Annotated in this window: 19 protein-coding genes; 13 read left to right on the forward strand and 6 right to left on the reverse strand. The window is 33.0% G+C overall.

The window, feature by feature from the left end:
- Positions 1-252: 252 nt before the first annotated feature.
- A complete protein-coding gene (locus tag ACQKIM_RS11975) occupies positions 253-1,461 on the forward strand; it encodes an acyltransferase family protein (RefSeq protein WP_427543905.1) in 1,209 nt (402 codons plus the stop codon).
- 98 nt (positions 1,462-1,559) lie between these two features.
- On the opposite strand, the gene ACQKIM_RS11980 is transcribed toward ACQKIM_RS11975, so the two are convergent.
- Positions 1,560-2,138 carry a TetR/AcrR family transcriptional regulator gene (locus ACQKIM_RS11980; protein WP_427543908.1) on the reverse strand — a complete coding sequence of 193 codons (579 nt, stop codon included), beginning with the start codon at positions 2,136-2,138 and terminating at the stop codon, positions 1,560-1,562.
- Positions 2,139-2,707: 569 nt separating this feature from the next.
- On the opposite strand from ACQKIM_RS11980, the gene ACQKIM_RS11985 reads away from it, so the two are divergent.
- The 3 genes from ACQKIM_RS11985 to ACQKIM_RS11995 all read left to right on the forward strand — a co-directional run bounded on the left by ACQKIM_RS11985 (position 2,708) and on the right by ACQKIM_RS11995 (position 6,227).
- On the forward strand, positions 2,708-3,727 hold the full coding sequence (locus ACQKIM_RS11985) for an alpha/beta fold hydrolase (protein ID WP_427543958.1): 1,020 nt from the start codon (positions 2,708-2,710) through the stop codon (positions 3,725-3,727).
- Between the two features lie 563 nt (positions 3,728-4,290).
- The gene (locus ACQKIM_RS11990; protein WP_427543911.1) at positions 4,291-4,776 is read left to right on the forward strand and encodes a nitrous oxide reductase accessory protein NosL; all 486 of its coding nucleotides are present in this window, start codon (positions 4,291-4,293) and stop codon (positions 4,774-4,776) included.
- A gap of 44 nt (positions 4,777-4,820) precedes the next feature.
- Entirely contained in the window at positions 4,821-6,227 is a 1,407-nt protein-coding gene (locus tag ACQKIM_RS11995; protein WP_427543914.1) for a nitrous oxide reductase accessory protein NosL, read from the forward strand.
- 157 nt (positions 6,228-6,384) lie between these two features.
- On the opposite strand, the gene ACQKIM_RS12000 is transcribed toward ACQKIM_RS11995, so the two are convergent.
- Positions 6,385-7,329 carry a DMT family transporter gene (locus ACQKIM_RS12000; RefSeq protein WP_427543917.1) on the reverse strand — a complete coding sequence of 315 codons (945 nt, stop codon included), beginning with the start codon at positions 7,327-7,329 and terminating at the stop codon, positions 6,385-6,387.
- A 130-nt stretch (positions 7,330-7,459) separates the two neighbouring features.
- Positions 7,460-8,059: a nitroreductase family protein gene (locus ACQKIM_RS12005; protein ID WP_427543920.1), complete on the reverse strand. Its 600-nt coding sequence runs from the start codon at positions 8,057-8,059 to the stop codon at positions 7,460-7,462.
- Between the two features lie 157 nt (positions 8,060-8,216).
- Here ACQKIM_RS12005 and ACQKIM_RS12010 point away from each other — a divergent pair, with 157 nt between their 5' ends.
- Both ACQKIM_RS12010 and ACQKIM_RS12015 read left to right on the forward strand, forming a co-directional pair.
- Positions 8,217-9,086 (forward strand): LysR substrate-binding domain-containing protein, encoded by an 870-nt coding sequence (locus ACQKIM_RS12010; protein WP_427543923.1) that lies wholly within the window; start codon positions 8,217-8,219, stop codon positions 9,084-9,086.
- A gap of 433 nt (positions 9,087-9,519) precedes the next feature.
- Positions 9,520-10,728 carry a DUF445 domain-containing protein gene (locus ACQKIM_RS12015; protein WP_427543961.1) on the forward strand — a complete coding sequence of 403 codons (1,209 nt, stop codon included), beginning with the start codon at positions 9,520-9,522 and terminating at the stop codon, positions 10,726-10,728.
- 136 nt (positions 10,729-10,864) lie between these two features.
- Here the strand turns inward: ACQKIM_RS12015 and ACQKIM_RS12020 are convergent, their stop codons facing one another.
- Positions 10,865-11,125, reverse strand: coding sequence for a hypothetical protein (locus ACQKIM_RS12020; RefSeq protein ID WP_427543926.1), 261 nt, complete (start codon positions 11,123-11,125; stop codon positions 10,865-10,867).
- Between the two features lie 111 nt (positions 11,126-11,236).
- The gene (locus ACQKIM_RS12025) at positions 11,237-11,392 is read right to left on the reverse strand and encodes a flagellin (protein ID WP_427543929.1); all 156 of its coding nucleotides are present in this window, start codon (positions 11,390-11,392) and stop codon (positions 11,237-11,239) included.
- Between ACQKIM_RS12025 and ACQKIM_RS12030 the strand changes: the two genes are divergently transcribed.
- From ACQKIM_RS12030 to ACQKIM_RS12060, 7 genes are all read left to right on the forward strand, one after another.
- Positions 11,319-11,492, forward strand: coding sequence for an S-layer homology domain-containing protein (locus ACQKIM_RS12030; RefSeq protein WP_427543932.1), 174 nt, complete (start codon positions 11,319-11,321; stop codon positions 11,490-11,492). The two genes, ACQKIM_RS12025 and ACQKIM_RS12030, sit on opposite strands and share 74 nt — an antisense overlap.
- Before the next feature lie 375 nt (positions 11,493-11,867).
- The gene (locus ACQKIM_RS12035) at positions 11,868-12,695 is read left to right on the forward strand and encodes a helix-turn-helix transcriptional regulator (protein ID WP_427543935.1); all 828 of its coding nucleotides are present in this window, start codon (positions 11,868-11,870) and stop codon (positions 12,693-12,695) included.
- Positions 12,696-12,781: 86 nt separating this feature from the next.
- Positions 12,782-13,747 (forward strand): ABC transporter substrate-binding protein, encoded by a 966-nt coding sequence (locus tag ACQKIM_RS12040; RefSeq protein WP_427543938.1) that lies wholly within the window; start codon positions 12,782-12,784, stop codon positions 13,745-13,747.
- Between the two features lie 61 nt (positions 13,748-13,808).
- On the forward strand, positions 13,809-14,147 hold the full coding sequence (locus ACQKIM_RS12045) for a cupin domain-containing protein (RefSeq protein ID WP_427543941.1): 339 nt from the start codon (positions 13,809-13,811) through the stop codon (positions 14,145-14,147).
- Between the two features lie 353 nt (positions 14,148-14,500).
- Positions 14,501-15,748 carry a TerD family protein gene (locus tag ACQKIM_RS12050; RefSeq protein ID WP_427543944.1) on the forward strand — a complete coding sequence of 416 codons (1,248 nt, stop codon included), beginning with the start codon at positions 14,501-14,503 and terminating at the stop codon, positions 15,746-15,748.
- Positions 15,749-15,822: 74 nt separating this feature from the next.
- Positions 15,823-17,073 (forward strand): vWA domain-containing protein, encoded by a 1,251-nt coding sequence (locus ACQKIM_RS12055; RefSeq protein ID WP_427543947.1) that lies wholly within the window; start codon positions 15,823-15,825, stop codon positions 17,071-17,073.
- Between the two features lie 306 nt (positions 17,074-17,379).
- Positions 17,380-19,254: a leucine-rich repeat domain-containing protein gene (locus ACQKIM_RS12060; protein ID WP_427543950.1), complete on the forward strand. Its 1,875-nt coding sequence runs from the start codon at positions 17,380-17,382 to the stop codon at positions 19,252-19,254.
- A 348-nt stretch (positions 19,255-19,602) separates the two neighbouring features.
- Here ACQKIM_RS12060 and ACQKIM_RS12065 read toward each other — a convergent pair whose 3' ends face one another.
- The gene (locus ACQKIM_RS12065) at positions 19,603-20,523 is read right to left on the reverse strand and encodes a hypothetical protein (protein WP_427543952.1); all 921 of its coding nucleotides are present in this window, start codon (positions 20,521-20,523) and stop codon (positions 19,603-19,605) included.
- Positions 20,524-20,981 lie beyond the last annotated feature (458 nt).

A 20,981-nucleotide genomic window follows, 5' to 3' on the forward strand; every position in this document is an offset into this window, starting at 1 on the left:
TTAAAGGACCCATAACTGCTAGAATTTCCAGTTACATTCTGCTCCTTTTTTATTTTGCACTAAACATTTTATATTAAAGTGAAATTCCACGTAATTAACCATATATAAATTGACCCGTAGTCATAAATAATAATTGTAAAATAAATATTCTAAAATTTAATCAATAAAATAATAAGATAAATATTGACCGTGAGTCTAAAAAATATTATAAATAGTTTAGTGGTTATTTCCAAAAAAAAGGGGAAATGTAAGTTGTCTAATACACGTATTCATTTTATGGATTTTTTAAAAGTGTTTCTTTCTTGCACTGTAATCGTCCACCATGCAGGTCAACCTTATGGCGGGTCAAATGGTTTTTGGTATGTACGAGATTTGGGTGTCGATTCTGACTTGAGCATTTTTTTTGGGATAAACTCTGCCTTTAATATGAGTCTTTATTTTTTTCTTTCTGCTTATTTTATTCCTCTTGCATATAAACACAAAGGGAATATAGGTTTTTTGAAAGATCGGTTGAAGAGAATTGGTATACCTTTATTGTTTGGATTTATAGTAATGATTCCTTTAATAATGTACTTTTATTATAATGAATTCCGTGGTTACCCTAACCTATCGTTATATGAATACTATAAAAATATTTATCTAGGATTTGGTGAAAAACCATTAAATTGGGAAGGACCATCTTGGCCAGACCTAAATTTTGGCCATCTTTGGTTTATTGAACATCTTCTTATTTATTCACTGATATATCTATTATTAATGAATCTTTTTAAAAATATTAATTTACCAAAAATTTCAATTGCTCCAACACATAAACATATTTTTATATTTGTTATTATCGTATCGTTAATCACTTTTTTAGTTCGAACAAGTTATTCGATTGATGAATGGATTGGTGTACTAGGTTTTATCCAAATGGAGTATGCACACTTTCCTCAATATTTAGCATTTGTAGTTTTGGGAATAACAGCTGCTAATAGTAACTGGATTTATCATATCCCTAAAAGAGTTGGTAATTTATGGTTATTTATAGGGGTTTTATTAATTGCTTTAAATGTCATTGGGTTTGTACCCCATTCAAGGGGTGGATGGGATAGTAGTTCACTTATTTATGCAATCTATGAGACCTTTTTATGTACAGGACTTTCAATTGGTTTAATTGAATTATTTCAACGTAAATTAAATAGAAAATCAAAATGGATTGAGACGCTAGCTAAAAATTCCTTTTGTGTTTACATTATTCATATTCCGGTTTTAATTGGAATTCAATATATTTTAATTAGTGTACCTGTTTCAGGCTATATAAAATTCGCATTAGCATCACTATTGGGGATTGTCTTTAGCCATTTAATATCGTATTTTATTATTCGAAAATTACCGGTTATTAGTCTACTATTCTCTGGTACAAATCATAGACGTTCTCAAAGTTTAGTCGATAAATTTAATAAGAAGAGTATATATTAGTTCTCTGCTTGTCTCCAATTCTCTCTTTGACAACATTCCTGCGAGTTTTTATAACCCAGGCTATTCTCGCAGGAGTACTTTGGAAATCAACAGGATCTTTATGAAGATATTCCTTTAAAGAAAACATCAAAACTCATCATAAGTTGTGTAATAAGATCATCTTCGCCTCCACCAAGACACCAGTGGGTTAATACACCAATAAACATTTGAATAGTTAAGTCTGCCAGTGTTTCAGGGGATAATTTTTGTGTAAATTCCCCCGTTTCTTGTCCGTGCTTAAAAATTGGAATCAATAAAGCACGAAGATTATTCATATTATCTATGTGATTATTTAAATTATTAGCACTTGAGAGAGTTGCCATTAAAGTTGCTCTTCTTAATGACCTTGTATAGTTTAAATTATGTACGATATTAATTAACGAAGAGAGTAGTTTAGGTACTATTGGACTTGTGATATTCATTAATTTTTCAGCTTCTGAATAGATTGAAATTCTTTCGAAATTCTCTATGACTGCCTCTTTTGTCGGAAAATAATTAAAAAAAGTACCCTTAGAAACTCCAGCTAATTTCACAATATCTTCAACCTTTGTCGACTCATATCCGTTTTCCGAAAATAATTTGAAAGCAGCGTTTGTTATAGCTAATTTAGTTTTTCTTTTCTTTTCTTCCCTTCCCAACTTTATTCACTCCATTTCTTACAATAACGTTATTATTAATTCTACTATAAATAGCTGTTTAAAAAGTAATTATTGTTTTAGTAATACGTATTAAGAAAAACAGACAGCTATTATTGATATGCTCCCAATTAGGTAGACAGATGAAATAAAAAAATTTTTTACAACCACTTTATTCCACGATCTGGCCCTTTAATGGAATAACTTCATTATCGATTAATAATTTCTTAATCAACAACAAAAACAAAATTTCACCTTTGTAGAGATAGGAAATTCCGGTCAAACTTTGTTTTTAAAGCAATAATAAGCACAATAAAGGTTGTCCTTTTACTCATGAGCGACTTTTACTTGTCTTTGACTTCTATCAGGTTTGTACTAGGCTATAATAATATAAATAAGCAGCGAGTAAGTGCGGTTTTTAGAAACAACTCATGTAATAAATCAATTATAGCTTAAATACCTTTGACTATTCTGAAGTTTGGGGGATAGTAATGAGTAATATTATATGGCTATGCGGTTAGGAGAGAAATAGAATGTGAAAGAGTAGAACTAAAATATTCAGGTTTAGTTTAATAATTACTTTGTTAATTGTTTTACCCGGTCTATTTTTTCCTACATGGACACCTCCTATTAAAGGGGAGCAAAGCATAAGTACGCTGGAACAGGTTGAAATTAACGGAACTGGACATGAAATTATGATTCGAGGAATAGATTCAAGTAATCCGATTCTCATTTTTGTTCATGGTGGCCCAGCGTGCTCCGAAATTCCATACGTAAGAAAATACCAAAAAGACCTTGAAAAGCAATTTACTATTGTACATTATGATCAGCGTGGCAGTGGAAAATCCTATCATTTTTTAGAAGACTATTCTAACTTAACCACTGACTTACTGGTTGAAGATTTATTGTCATTAACTGATTACATTTTGGAGAGGTTTAACCAAGAAAAGGTTTTATTAGTCGGACATTCTTTTGGCACTTATATTGGAATGAAAGCTATCGATAAATCACCTGAGAAATATTATGGGTATATAGGTATTGGGCAAGTAGCAGATATAGTTCAAAGTGAGTTGGACAGTTTAGAATTTACACTGGAACAGGCAAAACAAGAAGGAAATTCAGATGATATAGAGAAACTAATGTTACTTCAACCGTTGATTGAAAAGGGAGAAGTTCAGACACCGAGAAATCTCGTGCGTAAATATGGAGGTGCGGCAAGACTTATTGATGATAATACAGATTATCTAACAGGATTTCTTTTTAACCCTGAATATAATGGGCTAGATGTAATTCGTTATCTAAAAGGGGTCCATGTTACACAAGAAGCATTGTTGAACGAAGGGGCAAAGCAAAATATTACGGAGATTGTAAATCAAGTGGATTTGCCTATTTTTTTTGTAATGGGGAAATTCGATTATATGACGTCTGTAAATGCTGCAAAAAAATACTATGGTAGCATGGAAGCACCAGTGAAAGAGTTTGTTATTTTTGAAGAGTCAGCTCATTATCCACAGTTCGAGGAGAAAGAAAAGTTTACTTTATGGTTAAATAAAACCTTTGATGAACTTCAGAATAGAACTGCTGAATTTTGATATCGACTTTCAAGAAATATAAAAATTTTAAAATGGTTATATAGTAATTTTAGTGGTATTTAAGAAAGCTAAATTCAATCTTTGCAAACCTCACTAATATCCATCACGAAGAACCTCACCATAAGTAGCAGAGGGTTTTGACTCATATTCCACAAACTAATAGCTTATGCTTTTTCTTTTACAAGTTGTTCCGTTGCAAATGCGTAAACCAACGTTCACTATTGTGTAAGGAAGCTCATATTTTCCTATGACTTTTACTTGAAATACATTAGGGTCCTTTTTGATGAAAAATTGTAAAATAAATTTAATATACTGATAACACAAAGCGAAACCTCCTAACGTAATTTGTCTTGACAACAATTACAATACGTGAGTTTTCGCTTTTAAATTGTAAAATCCTTTAATTGCTAGAAGGTCAATCTCAAGCTGTGATGATGAGCCATATTTAATAATACACCTTATCAATTCCTGTTTTTTATATATTTTTCAATTATTTCACAGTTACTTTCAACTTATTTCACATCTGTGCCGTATTATTGGAAATTGAAAGGAGATTGTAAACATTGAAAAAACTATTCGTTTTAGGATTTATATTGTTAAGTATCATTTCTGTAGATTTTATAGGTAAGCACAAAATGAATGCTGAGGCAGCTCAATCAAGTTTAGAAAAAGATGTACCTGATAATACAAATTGTGCATTTTGTAATATGGTGGTGTACCAAAAGAAAGATAAAATGGGTGTTTTTTCTGCCCAAGCAATTAAAAAGAAAGGTAAGGTGGTTTATTACGATGACATCGGTTGCCTTTTATACGATGAGGTGAAAAATAAAACAACCAATAAAAAGTATGTTCGTGATTACAAAACATTAAAGTGGGTTCAAGCTGAAAAGGCGACTTATGTTAAAACATCGCTAGTTTCACCAATGGACGATGGTTATATATATTTTGCTAAAGCAGCTGATGCGAAAGATTATATTGCTAAACATTCAGGTACAGAAATTGTCCCGTTTAAAACTGTTCAAAAAGAGAGTGTTCAGAAATATCAATAGGTAAAGTTAAAAACACAATAAGTTCAGAAAGGAAAATATAAAAAATGAAAAAATATTTACGGTTTGGATTGCTTATATTTGTAATTTTAATAGCATTTTTGAATAGTAATCAAAATTCAATTGTATTTGCAGCCACTACAGATGTCCAAGCTATTAAAAATGGAGAAGTAGTTTATTATAAGAATGTATTTTCATTGCTATATGATGAATTAAATGAAGGGGTTACATTCACAAAAAAAGTACAGGATTATAGTACAAAAAAATGGGTTGCGTTAGATTCAGTAACGATTGTTAAAACTAATGCTTCAAAAAATATTTATTTCTCAAAAGAAGCAGATGCAGATAAATATATTAAAGCTTATAAAACAAAAAACAACATAACCTTAAAAAAGGTTAATTTAAATACAATTGAGAATAGTGCCCAGGAAAAATATAAAAAAGAAGCACCCAGTATTGTATTAAATGCGAGCACAACCGAGCCAACAAATACAAATGTCACAGTGAATGTAGATATTACAGATAATAAAAAAGTGACGTTGAAAAAATGGGCAATTGGTACAAAGCCAGCAAATAAATTTTCAATTGCAGGGACAACCTTAACAGATACCTCATTTACAGTAAGTAAAAATGGAACATACACAGTTTATGCTTTAGACAATAATGGTAATAAAAGAACAAAATCAATCACAATATCAAATATTGATAAAACGGCACCAGCAATAACACTTTCAATTTCTGAAAGTGATACAACAGCAGTAAGTAAAAAAATACAAATTTCAACTACTGATGATACTGGGATTCAAGATCAAAAATGGGCATATGGAGATAAAGATGTAGAATACTTCGTTGATAAAGGTTCAAGAATAGCACCATTACAAAATGCGAATCAAAAAGATAAAATTATCGCACTAAAAAATGGTGTTTATACAGTTTATGCTGAGGACAAGGCGGGGAATAAATCCATAAAATCAATTACTATCGACGGAATTTCTGAATTTACAGAAGTAACACAAACAGGTGTACACTGTGAAGTATGTCGTATGGATCTTCATAACACTGACCCAAATAAAGTGTATTCTGCAAAAGCCATTGACCAAGAAGGAAACACTCATTATTTTTGTAGAATTGGATGTATGTATCATCAAGAACATGCAAATGGTATAGCATTTACTAATAAATATCTTCGTGATTATAGTGCAACAGCGCCCCGTCTAAACAACTGGATTGCAGTTGAAAATGCAGTAACTGTAAAATTTAATAATGATGAAACAGCCAAAGGAATCATGGGTTGGAAGCTTTTCCACTTTAAAGATTTACCAAGTGCTGCAAGCTACTTGAGTGTGAGCAAAGAAAAAGTAGTAGCTGAAAAATTGGAAAATATCATTGAATATGCGAAAACGAATAATAAGGGAATGAATTATCAATACGAGGTAGATAAAGCAACACAGTAATTTTTAATATTTATCATTTGGACTAATAGAAAAGCGAAAACGCATGTATCGTAATTTTGTTGAGACAAATCACGTTAGCAGTTTTCGCTTTGTGTCATTAGTTGAAACAATCTGGCTCACACTCATAGATAAATGTACGTTATCTTCGGACTTCTGGTTATTCATCATTTGCTTGTCTAGTAGTAACATAAGCTCTTTCACTTTTTTGCTTAGCGTTATAGTTTGATCCTAAAACACCTAGGAGAATAATGATGGTACCGAAAATATGATAGGATTGAATCGTTTCGTTTAAGAAAAGGACGCCAGCAATAATTGTAATTAATGTTGCTAAATTATTAAAGACACTCATTTTTGACGCTTCAATTTGCGAAAGTGCATAATTGGAGAAAAAAGAAGTTCCTAAAGATGAAAGTGCTCCAAGATAAACAATAGCGATGATAAACGTTCCGCTTGAAAATGGTTCGATGAATTGATGCATCGTTTTCATTATCATATGATTTCCAATAGCCACAATGTTAAAAAAGATGAAGCCAAAGAATGTCATAATGTAAGTTATCGTGAAAAATGAGTAATGTTGCACAAGTTTACGTGCTAAAACGGTATTGTAAGCACCAGTAAGGGCTGACAGTAACATAAGGACAATTCCTTTTATACTTTGTGAACCTGTATCTGCTCCATTCATAACAAAAATGAAAATGACACCTGAGACCGATAATAACACCGAGGCCTTTTGTAATGGTACTGTATGTTCTTTCAAATATATTGCTGCTAAAATCAGTGTGAAAATTGGTACAGTAGCTAGAATAATACCAGCTTCTGAAGAAGAGGCGTATACTAGGCCGAACGTTTGGAATGTGAAAAACAAAGTAGGATAAACCAAAGCTAACGGAAGAATCCGCCATGCGTCCTTCTTTGTCACATTTAAGCGAATCTTTTTCAAGACAATAATAGCAGTAGCGATGATAAAAGCTACAGAAAAGCGGTATGCAAGTGTATCAAGCGGTGAAGCGGTAACAAGGCTCAGTTTTACGAACATAAATGAAAAGCCGATGATGAGTGCATACATGGTTGCAGCGAAATAAGCTTTTGTTTTTTTAGACATTTTACGAAGACTCCAATCCTTTTATCCCGCATGATCGGGCAGTAATACCCCCACCTCAAAAATTAGCTATAGGCAAAGTAGTTAGGTGGGAGATAAAGACAACTACCACGGATTAAAGTTTTAAGGTATATTAGCGAAACACTTTAAAGCGCTCTTCATTTGCCAAAAATTCTTTGTCACTTGGCATTGCTTCAATACTTCCAAATGGCATTTGTGCAGTTAATTTCCAATGATCCGGAATTCCCCATTCATCTTTCACATTTTGATCGATAAGTGGATTGTAGTGTTGAAGGGAGGCACCTATTTTTTCTTGTGCTAATGCCATCCATACAGAATGCTGCGCAATTCCGGTTGCTTGTTCAGACCAGATAGGGAACTGTTCTGCGTATAGAGAGAATTGATTTTGATACTGTTGGATGACGTCTTGGTCTTCAAAAAATAAAATGGACGCGAAGCCTGCACGGAAAGATTCTATTTTTTCTTCTGTTCGGGCAAAGTTTTCTGCTGGAACAATTGAGCGTAACTTTTCTTCGACTAGGTCCCATAATTTATCATGATGTTTGTTAAATAAAATTACTGCTCGTGAGGTTTGTGAGTTAAAAGCAGTTGGACTATGCTTTATTGCCTCCATAATAGTTTCTTGAAGTATTTCTTCAGTCTGTTCTACATTTTTTCCTAGGGCGTAAATTGAACGTCTCTTTTCCATCAATTCAACATATTTGTTCTTCATATTTGTAAACCCCTTTTCTGATAATTTTTCACCACAATATCCTACCTAAGTTCCTTTCCTTCTTAATACGTTCATTGTAAAATTTGATTTATAATAGTTCAATACTATTTTTTCTATACAAACAATAGGTTTTGGCTATAGAAAAGGAGAAGTTGATATGGAGATTAGACAATTAAATTACTTCCTTATGCTATGTAAAGAGTTACATTTTTCTGAAGCTGCTATTAAATTGGGAATTTCTCAACCGACGTTAAGTCAGCAGATACGTGTTCTAGAGGGGGAAATAGGGGCACCATTATTCGATCGAATTGGTAAAAAAACAGTGAAAACGGAAGCCGGTGAGTTACTTGAGCACTATGCTCTACAAGTTATTCAAGATTTAGAAAATGCCAAGAAAGCTATCTCTGATTTGATAGATTTAAACAAGGGACATTTGCGCATCGCAATACTGCCTTCGGATCTTGATTATCGTTTAACCGAGATTTTAATTGATTTTCGAAAGGAATTTCCCAACACGAAAGTGCAAGTGTTTCCGACAATAGAAAGTTTAACAAAAGTGCTAGGTAATGAAGTTGATATTGGCATTGGTTTAAAGGTAGAAGCAGACCCTCATTTAGAACGTATTCCATTCTATACGGAGAGGTACAGTCTATTTGTGAATGAAAATCATGACTTATCTCAAAGGAAGAGCATCAAACCAGAAGAGTTGGTAGATATACCACTTGTCATGTATCCTCAAGGGAAATGTGGTCGTGACTTAATCGATAAATGGTGTGATAGACAAGGAATAACGATTAATAGTGTTATGGAAACTGGCTCGGCTACATCATTATTTCAACTCGTTCAAAAAGACATCGGTGCTACTATTCAACCTAGCCAACTTATCGAAAACTTCAAATCGATAGGTATTCGATCAATACCAATTGAAAATGCACCAACGAGAGAGCTTGATATCTTCTATCGTAACGACAAATATTTGAGTAAAGCAGCTGAAGGTTTCATGAAAAGAGTTATAGAACGATTTTAGAAGTAGAGCACTGATTTACTTTAAAAATCAGCCTAAACGATTCATCGGTATGTCATTTAGGTCAGTGGATATAAGTACTTCTATAAAATAAGATATTCTTTAGAAGTGAATCCTCAAGTTGAACTAAATTTATTAAGAGTACTTTTATTTAAAAATAAATATAAAGAAGAATACAAGCTTAATTTTTCAGGTAAACTTTAATAGATAATCTTTATAATTTACAATGCACATATTACAAGAAAGATTATTTATCAGAGACCTTATCATAAGTAAAGGCGATTTTTGTAACAAGGAAAGAGAATCAATAAAAGTATATTCTAAAATTTAAAATCTGATTAAATGTAATATGTAATAAAAATAATTTAAGAGGTTAATTACATTGAAAAAAAAAGGAAAGAAATCAAATTATTTAGCGAAAATTTCTTTAGGAGTTATGAGTGCTGGTTTTCTTATAACAATTCCTTTTCAAGAAACCTTTACTGGGCGATTATTGCAAGGTGGATTTGAGGCAGGGCTTGTTGGAGGACTGGCAGATTGGTTTGCTGTTACTGCTCTTTTCCGCCATCCAATGGGCATCCCTATTCCACATACCGCATTGCTTCCAAAAAACCGAGATAGAATGATTATAGCTCTTATCTCCATGCTTGAAAAAGATTGGCTGACTAAAGACAGTATTAAAGAGAAAATCAAACAAATTAATTTTGCAGATAAACTCATACAAATTGCTGAGAAAGAATTGTCATCAGTAACTTTGAAAAGAAGAATCAGTTCGATTCTTAATGAAATAATCAACTCTGTAAATTTAGAAAAAATAGCTCTATTTATTGAAAAGGAGTTAAAGGAATATCTTCATACTTTAAAAGTAGAAAAATTTCTTCAATCTATAATTACTCAAGCACTAAACAGAAAATTAGATGAAAAAGCTTTGAACTATATCTTGATTGAAATCGAAAAGTGGATGTCTAAAGAAGAGACAAAGCGAAAAATAGGAATAATGGCCAAACAATTACTTGATAATATCGAGGCAGATGGCTTTTTAAAGATGGCAATTAGTTCTTTTAGAAATTTTATAAATGAGGAAAAGCTAGGAAATATGCTTCAACCATTCATTCTTAAAAAAATCATTCTTTTACAAAAAGATGATAATCCATATAGGCATTTGATCCTTTCTCGAATTCGTGAAGAGTTAGAGAGTATACAAGATAAGGAAGAATTAATGGTTGAAATAAATAATTGGAAGAATACACTAGTAAACAATTGGAGCCCGGTAGATCAAATTACTGAGATTTTAAAGCAACTACAGAAAAAGTTGATCCTTCTAGTCGAAGATGAAGAATTTATTGACAGGTATGTGATTTCATTTATTCAAAACTTTATAAATAGCATACAAGAGACACCTGAAAAAATGGAAAGTATTGAAAATTGGATTCAAAAGCAAATTTTATATTACCTTGATAAGAACCATTCAAAAATAGGAGTTCTTGTTAAAGAAAATCTGGAAAAATTGGATAATGAGACTCTTATCAATATGATGGAAAATAACATTGGTAAGGATTTGCAATGGATACGAGTGAATGGAGCTATATGCGGGTTTTCCATAGGAATTATCTTAACAATTCTCAAAGCCTATTTTATAGGATAAATCAGTAAGAACCTTATTTAGATTCAGATTGGAGAACCGTATCATAAGTAATCACATGGTTGGAATTCCAAATGACTCATTATTATCAATAAAGAGTATTAAAAGATAGCACCTATGTAAGATATTTGCGTGTATTTTAAAGCCCTGACACACCCTTTTCTTCATAGGCTACTTGCCATCGTGTTAAAGCTGATTTTGCTCGGTGAATCCCTACCAGTTCGATATAGAAGCCTGCATCTTCAAAGATTTCACGTGAACATTTTCCTTTTTCATATTCCGCAATCGCTATTGCCTTAAATTCATCTGTGTAAGTTGTCCCTTTTTCACTAACAGCTTTTACATAAGGATGTATTTTGAGTAATATTTGTTCTTGATCAGTAAATAGTTTCTTTGACATAAGTTCTGCTCCATTTAGTTGTGATGTTCATTATAAATAAAAGTACCCAGTAAGAGAGACTTTTTTAACTGTCTATCTTATAGGGTACATTTTAGAAATGGTGCTGTTATTTTAATTATTACCTAATAACTTCAGAACCCCTTGGCTCATTTGATTGATCTGAGCCATCATGGCTTGGGAAGATTGTAATAAAATGCGATCTTTATTTAATTTATTAATCTCATTAGCCATATCGACATCACGTAAATCATTGGCCGCAAAAGGCATTGTACTAGGGGATAATGGTTACTTCTATCCGAATGAACCATTAACACGTGCACAGTTCGCTACACTATTGTATCGCATATTACAATTAACAGAGAATTAAACGAAAAGACGATGACGGGCATAATTTGTCATCGTCTTTTTTTAGAATAAATTCAGGAAATTGCAATAAATGTGATGAGATTTCGTAAGCTACTAATGCCTGATCTCCATACTTGATAAGAAAAAGGTTAAAGATGAGCGAAATTGCTCCAAGAAAATACTCATAATATTAATGGAAACACCGATTTTGAAAACATTGTTCAAAATGCTCTTAGCTTTGAACCATTTTATGATACTCGTAGTTCTGATCTGTCTACATTGACAATGATAATCATTATCGATAATGTGAAAATAGGCGAGTGTTCTTTTGCCACCTTTCCGCATTCCAGCGGTAGATTTTTGATGGATTCACTATTATTGAGATGAGGTATGCAATATGGAAATCGATGTTAATCAGTTAGCAGTGCATTTAGCACACACTCCTTTTCAAGTAGAGGGAGTATATCGATATTCTAGAGATTCAGGTGTGCCCTACGCCGACTTTACAGATTCCTTTCCTGGATTTGTATTTCCGCTTACAGGGAAGATACAATTTCAATTTAATGGTACTCCTTATATCTTTTCGCCAGGAAAAGTTGTGCATGGGGGTGCAAATATGAAACTAGATCAAGAAAATTTCAGTAATATCAATTGGGAATATATTCTTGTTCAATATAGGATATGCAATTCTGAACTAGAAGAGTCAAGCTTTTCCCATCAGCATTTTGAATTATCAACAGGACAATCTCCCCGTCTAATCGAATTAATTATGCGTCTTTGGCATGTGTATAATCAGCGTGGTGGCATTTCGATGTTTCAGACCGAAATGCTTTTTCGTGATGTATTGAATGAAGCCTTATTATGTGTTGCTAATAGGCAAAATAACTGTGAATCGCATGCTTTATTCGAACGGGTATCTAATTATATTCATGAATACTATTATCAAAGCCTTACAATAGCATCGCTTGTAGAACAAAATAACGTTAATCGAAATCGACTTTCTTATGTATTTAGAAGACATGCAGGTATGGGACCCGCAGAATACTTATTAAAATATCGTATAAACAAGGCACAAGAAATGCTATTCACAAGTGATGCGCCTGTACAAGAAATTGCGCAAACTGTTGGGATTGCTGACCCCTTTTATTTTAGTAGAGTGTTCAAGAAACAATTCGGTATTTCTCCTACTGAATATCGAGAGAAGTTCATCAATAATCCATGCTAATTTCAACAGGCATCCATTCAATTCTAAAATTACCTTTACTATACTAATGTCATACCAAAGAAAATACTATGGTGGAGGAATATTGAATGCTAAAGATTAAAGGTCTGCTAATCTCAATGCTATTATTAGCAGGCATACTAGCAGGTTGTAATGAAACACCTGCTGATAATAAAGAATCAACTACATCGGCAGTTAATGTAGATGCAACTGATTGGCCAAGAACATTTAAGGATGCCTTAGGTAAAGAAATTGTTATCGAAGAAAAGCCAAAAAAAGTGGTCTCGTTATGGTACTTTTATCCTGAAATATTAGTTGCATTAGGTGAGCCACCTGCTGCTACTACTGATAAAGAGTATCTATCTTCGTTATCTTATTTAAATGGAAAAATGGATTCAGCAGAAGAATTAGGTGATAAATTGTCTCCTAGTATTGAAAAAGTTCTATCTACTGAGCCTGATATTATTTTAGCAACAGAGCATCAGGAAAAATTGTATGATTCACTTGAAAAAGTTGCACCGATCATTACATTAAATTCCAAGGACATCTATGAAAATTGGCAATATGGACTTCGAACTGTAGCCGAGATTATTGGGAAGGAAGACGAAGCAGAAAATGTAATTGAAAAAATGATGAAAGAAATTACAAATGGGCGTAAAGCATTAAAGTCCATTCAAGGGGAGTCAGTAGCACTTATTTTGTCTTGGGATGGAAAAACTTTTAATGTTCTAGGTGAAGAAAATCCAGTTTATACACTTGCGTTTGATAAAGAAAAGGGGCTGGGGCTTACACCAGATGATACATTTAAAGGCACTAATAATGAATTTACTTCGTTTGAAGGAATTTCAACTGTTCAAGCAGATCATATTTTCCTTATAGGTGACATTACGAAGAAGGAAAAATTAATGAATGGCTTAAAACAAAGTAATGTATGGAATAATCTAAATGCTGTAAAGAAAGGTAATATCCATTTAATGGACACATCTGCGATTACTGGTGGTCCATTAGCTATCGAATACGCTTTGCAAAATATAACGAATGTCTTAAATAAGTAAGAGGAAAAAATCACCGAAAACAAATGGCATCATAAAGATCAAAAAATAAGGAGAGATGAGTATGCATTATCAAGCTATTAATCTGAATGAGGAGCTATCTCAAATCAACGAGCTCTGGTCACCGAAAGTCGTTGGTGAAATAAATGATTTTCTATTTAAGTTGATTAAGATAGATGGGGATTTTATCTGGCACAATCATGAAGGCGCAGATAAGGTATTCATTGTAATCGAAGGAGAAATGTTCATTGATTTTCGTGATGGTCAGGTGAAAATCTCCAAGGGAGAGATGTTTATTGTTCCGGGAGGGGTCGATCAAAAGCCTTTCGCCAAAAAGGAATGCCATATCATGTTGGTTGAGCCTAAAGGCGTAGTAAACAATAACAGTACTGAGTCCGAATAAAGCCGATGCTTGTCGTTAATATTTGCTACTAGTATGAAGTCAATTTATATGAAAAAAATTCATGTGAATCTAGTTAATTATATCAATTATATTAAAAGTCGCCTTTCAATACTAAATAGGGGCGACTTTTTCGTTACCTCTGTTTATGTTTAAGTGTTTGATATCTAAATCTACTAAATTAAAACGAAAAATTTTTATAGTATTTTTACTTAAAAATCAAGAAATAGCTTTCTGTATTTGGTTGCATTTACTAATTTTATGATACTATAAAAATACATAATATTTCAAAAATGTAGAGTGTAATTTTATGAAATTCTTAGATTATCAATAGATAGGCGTAAGGAGAGGTTTAAATGAATCAATTTCTTCAAATGGGAGCAAATACAGTTTTAAGTTCTCCAAAAGGTACTGTTACAGTTAGCTACGAAATGTCTAATTCGATCGATATTTCCTTAACAGCTTTCCTTTTAACTGACTCAGGCAAGGTACAAGGAGATAGCGGAATTATTTTTTATAATCAGCCAAAGAGTTCTTCTGGTGTAGCTACGCTTATACCATCTGAGAATGTAGGCAATACAAAAGTACATAAAATTAATTTTGACATGAGTAAAGTTCCTGAAAGTATTACTAAAATAGCTATAACTCTTACAGAGGATAATAGTACAGGATTTTCAAATGTGAAAAATTTGAAGGCAGAGATATGTTCCGATAATACTATTATTCAGTTAACCCCATTTAGTTTCGCAAATGAAAATGGAATTGTAGTATTAGAATTATATCTAAGGAATGGTCAGACAAAAGCAAGATCAATCTGGCGTGGATTTGATTCTGGGCTTAAAGGGTTATGTGATAATTACGGTGTTGAGGTTGAACCTGATGAGCAAAACAAGCCTTCTGATACTAAAACTATAAAAAAACATACACCGCAAGAACCTGATAAACCCCTAACTGTTCCTGAGAATAAGAAAAAACAAAACATATTGTCATCGATAAACCTTGAAAAGGTAAAGGGTAAGATAAGTCTGAATAAAGGTCAAAGGCCAGTTATCATTGATAAAACACCAGAAATTACAGCTACAGTATCTTGGAAGACGGGTACAGATTATGATATATATGCTTTAGTCTATACAAAGGATGGTAAGCAGATAGATGTAGCTATGTTTGGGGCGAAAGGAACACCTCCACTGAGGAATTTTGGCAATGGAGCTGTCGAACATATGGGGGATGTTGGGAGAGATAGTCGATCCACCAAGACAGAAGTAATCAAATTAAGGTTAAATAATAATATTCTTGCAGTTGTTCCTGTGGTTTACTCTGCTCAGTCAAATGGCACAGGCTCATTCTACAGATACAAGGTTTCCATAAGTATAGACAATCATAATGGAACCTCCGTTACAATATTCGCCAAGAATGCAAATAATAATGATAGAATTTATTCCTGTGTTCCCGGAATACTTCATAATACGCAAGATGGAGTTATTATCAGCCCATTAGAGCTTTATAGTACACCAAATTCAGAGCGTAGACCGAAACTTAGGATGGGGTCTTCAAATATGGTAGAAGTTATAATGGATAAAGGACCAATAAATGATTATAAGTAGGCTAGAACTATATAAAATTTGAAAATATACATAGATTTAGGGATGGGATAATAACAGTATAAAGGGGTTTTGATATGGCTAACATTGTTTCTCTACAAAAAGGTGGTAATACGATTCTTTCAGAGAGTGGTAGTATCACCGTGGAAGTGCGATGGGACTCTGCGTCTGTATTAGATGTTAGTTCTTTTTTAGTAGCTGCTAATGGTAAAGTTCCATCAGATGATTATATGATATTTTATAACCAAGAAACAGATCCAGAACGAAGTGTTTGGTTGAAAGAAAATGACATGAATAAAGTGGTTTTTACTATTCAGTTAGAGAAGCTTTCACCCACTATACAGCATTGTTTTTTTACAGCAACATTAGAAGGAAATTCAGCATTTGATACAGTTCAAGGGCTAAGTATCACTGTAAAGGGAACGCACGGAGAAGTTTGTTATCAAATCGATGATGCTACTGAAGAAAGGGCATTGGTTCTTGCAGAAGTATATCGACACCAAACAAAATTTAAATTCCGAGCGATTGGTAGAGGATTTAATGGTGGGTTAAAGCCTTTAGCTGAATCGTATGGAGTGGAGATTGAAGAGCCTGAAGTGCATGAAGCTCCATCTGTTCCTCACAGTGAACCTGTTCAAGAAGTTAATTTAACAAAAATTGATTTACTGAAAAGAAAAGTTTCAATTTCGTTGGAAAAGAAGAAAATTGCATATGAGAAATCACGTGTAGCAGTTGTTTTTGATGCATCAGGCTCTATGACACAGCTATATCGAAATGGTACCATTCAACGTGCTTTTGAGCGTGTGCTGGCCGTCGCTGCCTGTATGGACGACAATGGTGAATTAGATGTTTGGTTCTTTGGGTCTAAATTTATGAAAGCGAAAAGTGTAACAGAGAGAGATTTTGAGGATTATATTAAACAAACATATCCTGGACCCAAAATATTAGGTGGTCTAGGTATGGATAATAATGAGCCTCCTGTTATGAAGGATATTATCCATCATTATGTAAAAAATGAACCAAGAAAAGATATGCCATCATATATAATATTTTTCAGCGATGGTGGAATATATAAAGATAAAGAGATTTCAAAAATATTAGTGGATGCTTCTAAACAAAATCTATTCTGGCAATTTGTTGGGCTAGGAAATGCGAATTATGGAGTTCTTCGAAAGTTGGATAATTTGCCGGGACGAAAAGTTGATAATGCTAATTTTTTTGCCTTAGATGATTTAGATAAAATATCAGATGAAGAGCTATATAATCGTCTTCTAAATGAGTTCCCAATTTGGCTGAAGGAAGCAAGGAAAAAGGGAATTTTACATTGAAGAGATGGAAATTAGGTAGTTAGCAAGGATAAACTATATTTTGACCAAAACGACTCTACTTCCATTCCATTTATTATTTGTGGAATGATATTGTTCATTCCAATTAACAGAAAACAAAATGAAGAGACGACGACATATACCTTGTCATCGTCTCTCTTACATTTATTACGTAAACCAGGGGGATTTTAGGGATAAAGGAAATATTGACATTTTTATTTTAGACAACTAAGCTTATTGAAAAATAAATATATTTGGGTTGGGAACATTTTATTGGCTAGACAAAAATGGTTGACTAGGAGGGCGCCAATGGGACTTATTAAATTAAATTGTCCAAATTGTAATGGGAAAATCGAATATAAAGAGAGGCAGTCATTTAGATGTCCTTTTTGTGAAACTGAATTAATGTTGAAGGAGAATAATGTCTATTATGTTGATCAGACGATCAATAATTATTATGGAACAACTCCTCCTAAAACAAAAACACATCCAAATACGAATCTAAAGGCGCTTTTAATTGTGCCAATCGTAATTATTTGTGCATTCTTTGGGTATTTTCTTTTGAGCAATAATCAAACTGAATATGGTAACCATGAAAAAATACCTGTTCGAACTATGCCGGAAAGCGAAGCTCTTTTGTTCTTTTTAAAAGATATTTTTAATAAAGGTGAAGCGATGCCGACTAAAGAAGAAATAGCAAGCATCCGCTATTTAACTACCTACTATACTGATAATCAGTGGCATTTTGATTACAGCTTTGATGACCCTTTTACGAATAAGCAGGCTGAAATTTCAAACTATATTGTTATGGATAAGATATTAAATACTCAAAAAATCGAACAAAAGGACTTTGAAGCCTTTACTAGACTGACTGTATTGAAGTTCATGAATGAATATGAAATATCTCAGAGTGAAAAAGTAAGCTTTCGACATCTGAAAAACTTAAAAAGCTATACAGGTAGCTTTAATGAATCTTTTAGTAGAATTGCCGAATATTTTAGTGATAAGTCTAACGTTGTAGAGCTCTCTGTTCAAATTCGAAGTAATGATGAACTTGCATTATTATTAGAGTTTCCCAATCTTCGATCACTTGAGATTTCTTATTTGACCGAGACGGTTACAGACTTCCATCTGCTGAATCAACTGTCATTAAAATCATTGTCTTTAAGTTATACCAATGATTTAAAGTGGTTGTCTTCATTAACAGATTTAGAATCGTTAGCAATAGATATGAGTGAGGCGACAGATTTTAGCGCGTTTTACTCATTGAATCAACTACAAGAATTGAAGCTTACATCGGTAAAAAATTTAAAAACGCTTGATTTTATACAAAACATGCCCAACCTGCAATCGCTTGATCTTGAAAATATGGATATTACGAATTTAGAGCGCCTTCGAGATAAGTCGTCATTAACTAAGCTGCGTTTAACTTCTCTTTATAAATTAGATTTACTTGATATTGTGAATAGCCTGACTTCATTGACCGATTTATCAATAATTGGTTATAGTGGCGAAATATCATCAATTGTAGCACCTCATTTAAAAAAAGCGGAATTAACAAGTTCTTTCATTTCTAAATTAGAGGCACCTGCTTTAAAAAACTTGACTGTATATATTAGAGGGTCGGAGTCGTATTTTAATGGAGCACAGTTACTAAAATATCCACAGCTAGAACAGCTTACCGCGATGGAGTATAGCGATTTTACAGGTATTAGTGCCTTAAATCGTCTACCAAATCTACAAACATTAAATTTTAATGAGACATCTTTTTACGATGAAACGAGTGAGTTATTTAATTTACAGCATGTAAAAACGATAAATTGTTATGAGTGTAAGTTTCGATTTAATAGTAAAAACCCTTTTAACAACAACATACTGGAACATTTAACATTGAATGATAGTTCCTTCCAAATAGGTAATGGTGAATGGTTGCACGAAGTTGATAAGGTCATGCCTTACTTTGCTGGCATTTCTGCTCTACGTTCATTTACAATGCAGGATAGCTCACTACAATCATTAAGTTTTATGGAGAATTGGCAACAAATTGAGATGCTTCATTTGGAAAATAACGCAATTACAAATGTAGAATCTTTAGTCAATTTGCCCAATTTGAAAAAGCTATATATTTTAGGAAATCAAGTGCAAAACAAGTCTGTTCTTGACAAAAGAATAATAATTTATTGAGGTAACGTGCTTTTTTAAGACGTGATCTATTGTGGAACCTAATGGCTGTTAAAGCGATTTGTCAGATGAGCTTATGAAAAGAACTTAATCTATGGGATAACCCCTTCAGGCTGTTAATTGATTTGCATAAGGAAGTTTTAGGGGAAAAGTAAGTTTCGAAAAAGAGCCATTCCTAATAAAAGGAGTGGCTTTAGGTAAGCAAAAGGGAGTACATATCGTACCCCTTTTTTACAGGCATAGTTGATTACATAATTTTGATAAAATTCAACTTTTCTACCGATTTAGTAGGTGCGAATTTGATGAATTCATTTCCTGCTACTGATTCTTTAGTGACTGATTTTAGTTACTTTACTCCGGTGGATTATTGAGTGTATCCTTTAGTTGCCCCCCTTTGACTGCATCGTTGTAACGACCTATAAATGCCACGATGTGTGCTCTTGCAAGTTTTGTGTCTGCTCCAAAGTTTTCTAGTGTTTGCCCCCTAGATGGATTGCCTCCTGTTGTAAGACCATTTGCATACATGAAATCTACTGCTTGCTGATGTGTTACTGATTTTCCATAATGCATTGAAACCAATGCTTGAGCCATTTGACCACGTGTCACTTGCTGTTTAGCAAAGTTGGCATTGGATGTAGAACCTTTTGTCATGATACCGTGGATGTTAGCTAAATGATACTCTACATACGCGAAGTTTGTAGCTGTCTTGTCCTTCATTGCGATTTTGGCAGATTCAAATTGAGTTCCATCACGGTAACGTAGCATAACATTCAGCATTTGGTATTCCGTTAGGTTTCCATATGGATCAATCCAATTTCCTACCCCTTTTGATGGCTGTGAAGGATGCTTTTGATTCTGATACCCCGTAATAAGACCTTGGTCAATTGCCCACTTCATATCCTTTGCCCAATACGTATTTGAATCATAGTCTTTGTACTTTTCTACAGATAATTTCTGTGTTTGTTGGACTACTGTTTGCTTGGGTTCCTGATTTTCTTTTAATGCTTTTAACTCTGGATCAGAGTAGTTCCTTGGCGAATTGTCACCTGTCACCCAATTTGGACTTGAAAAGATTTCATATCCTCTTTCTAAAACACCCTCAGTAATATAAATTACTCCATTATCTTCAGGCTCTGTTGTTCCCGCAATGCTTAAAGGTTTATTTGAAGCAGCCTTTGCTTCTTTTTCATCAATTTGTAAAAATAAACTTACTACTATTGAGCTCAGCATTATACCTTTTAGACTAAAGTTAATATATCTATTATAAGACATTATTATCCCTCCGATAATTTCATTTTATAAAGTTTGAAGGATAAAGTAAATGTATATTTAAAGTGTTATAGGGTAGGAAATCCTCTATCTATATAGGTGTAAAGTTGTGTATTCTTGTGTTTTAAAATTATGGGGATGTGACTTTTGAATAAACGGAAAATACTGAAATGTCATAATTAGATAAAATTATTAAAGAATTGTTATTAACAAGAAAGATATTATGATCTAATTATAGAAATTTTGGGATAAACCGCTTATTTTTAGATAATAGTTATAAAGACTTAATGAAGAAATTAGATAGTGGAGATTTGACTGGCACCGCTAATGGGTACATTTATGCCAATATGACAATGGCACATAAAATGATGTTAGTCTAAATTATGGACACAGTGAATTGGGAGTTTATAAAGTATAATAATCTTAACAATTTACTAGGAGTGTCTAAGATGACAAAACGA

It is taken from the genome of Lysinibacillus sp. NPDC047702 (genome assembly GCF_050272555.1).
Classification (GTDB): domain Bacteria; phylum Bacillota; class Bacilli; order Bacillales_A; family Planococcaceae; genus Lysinibacillus.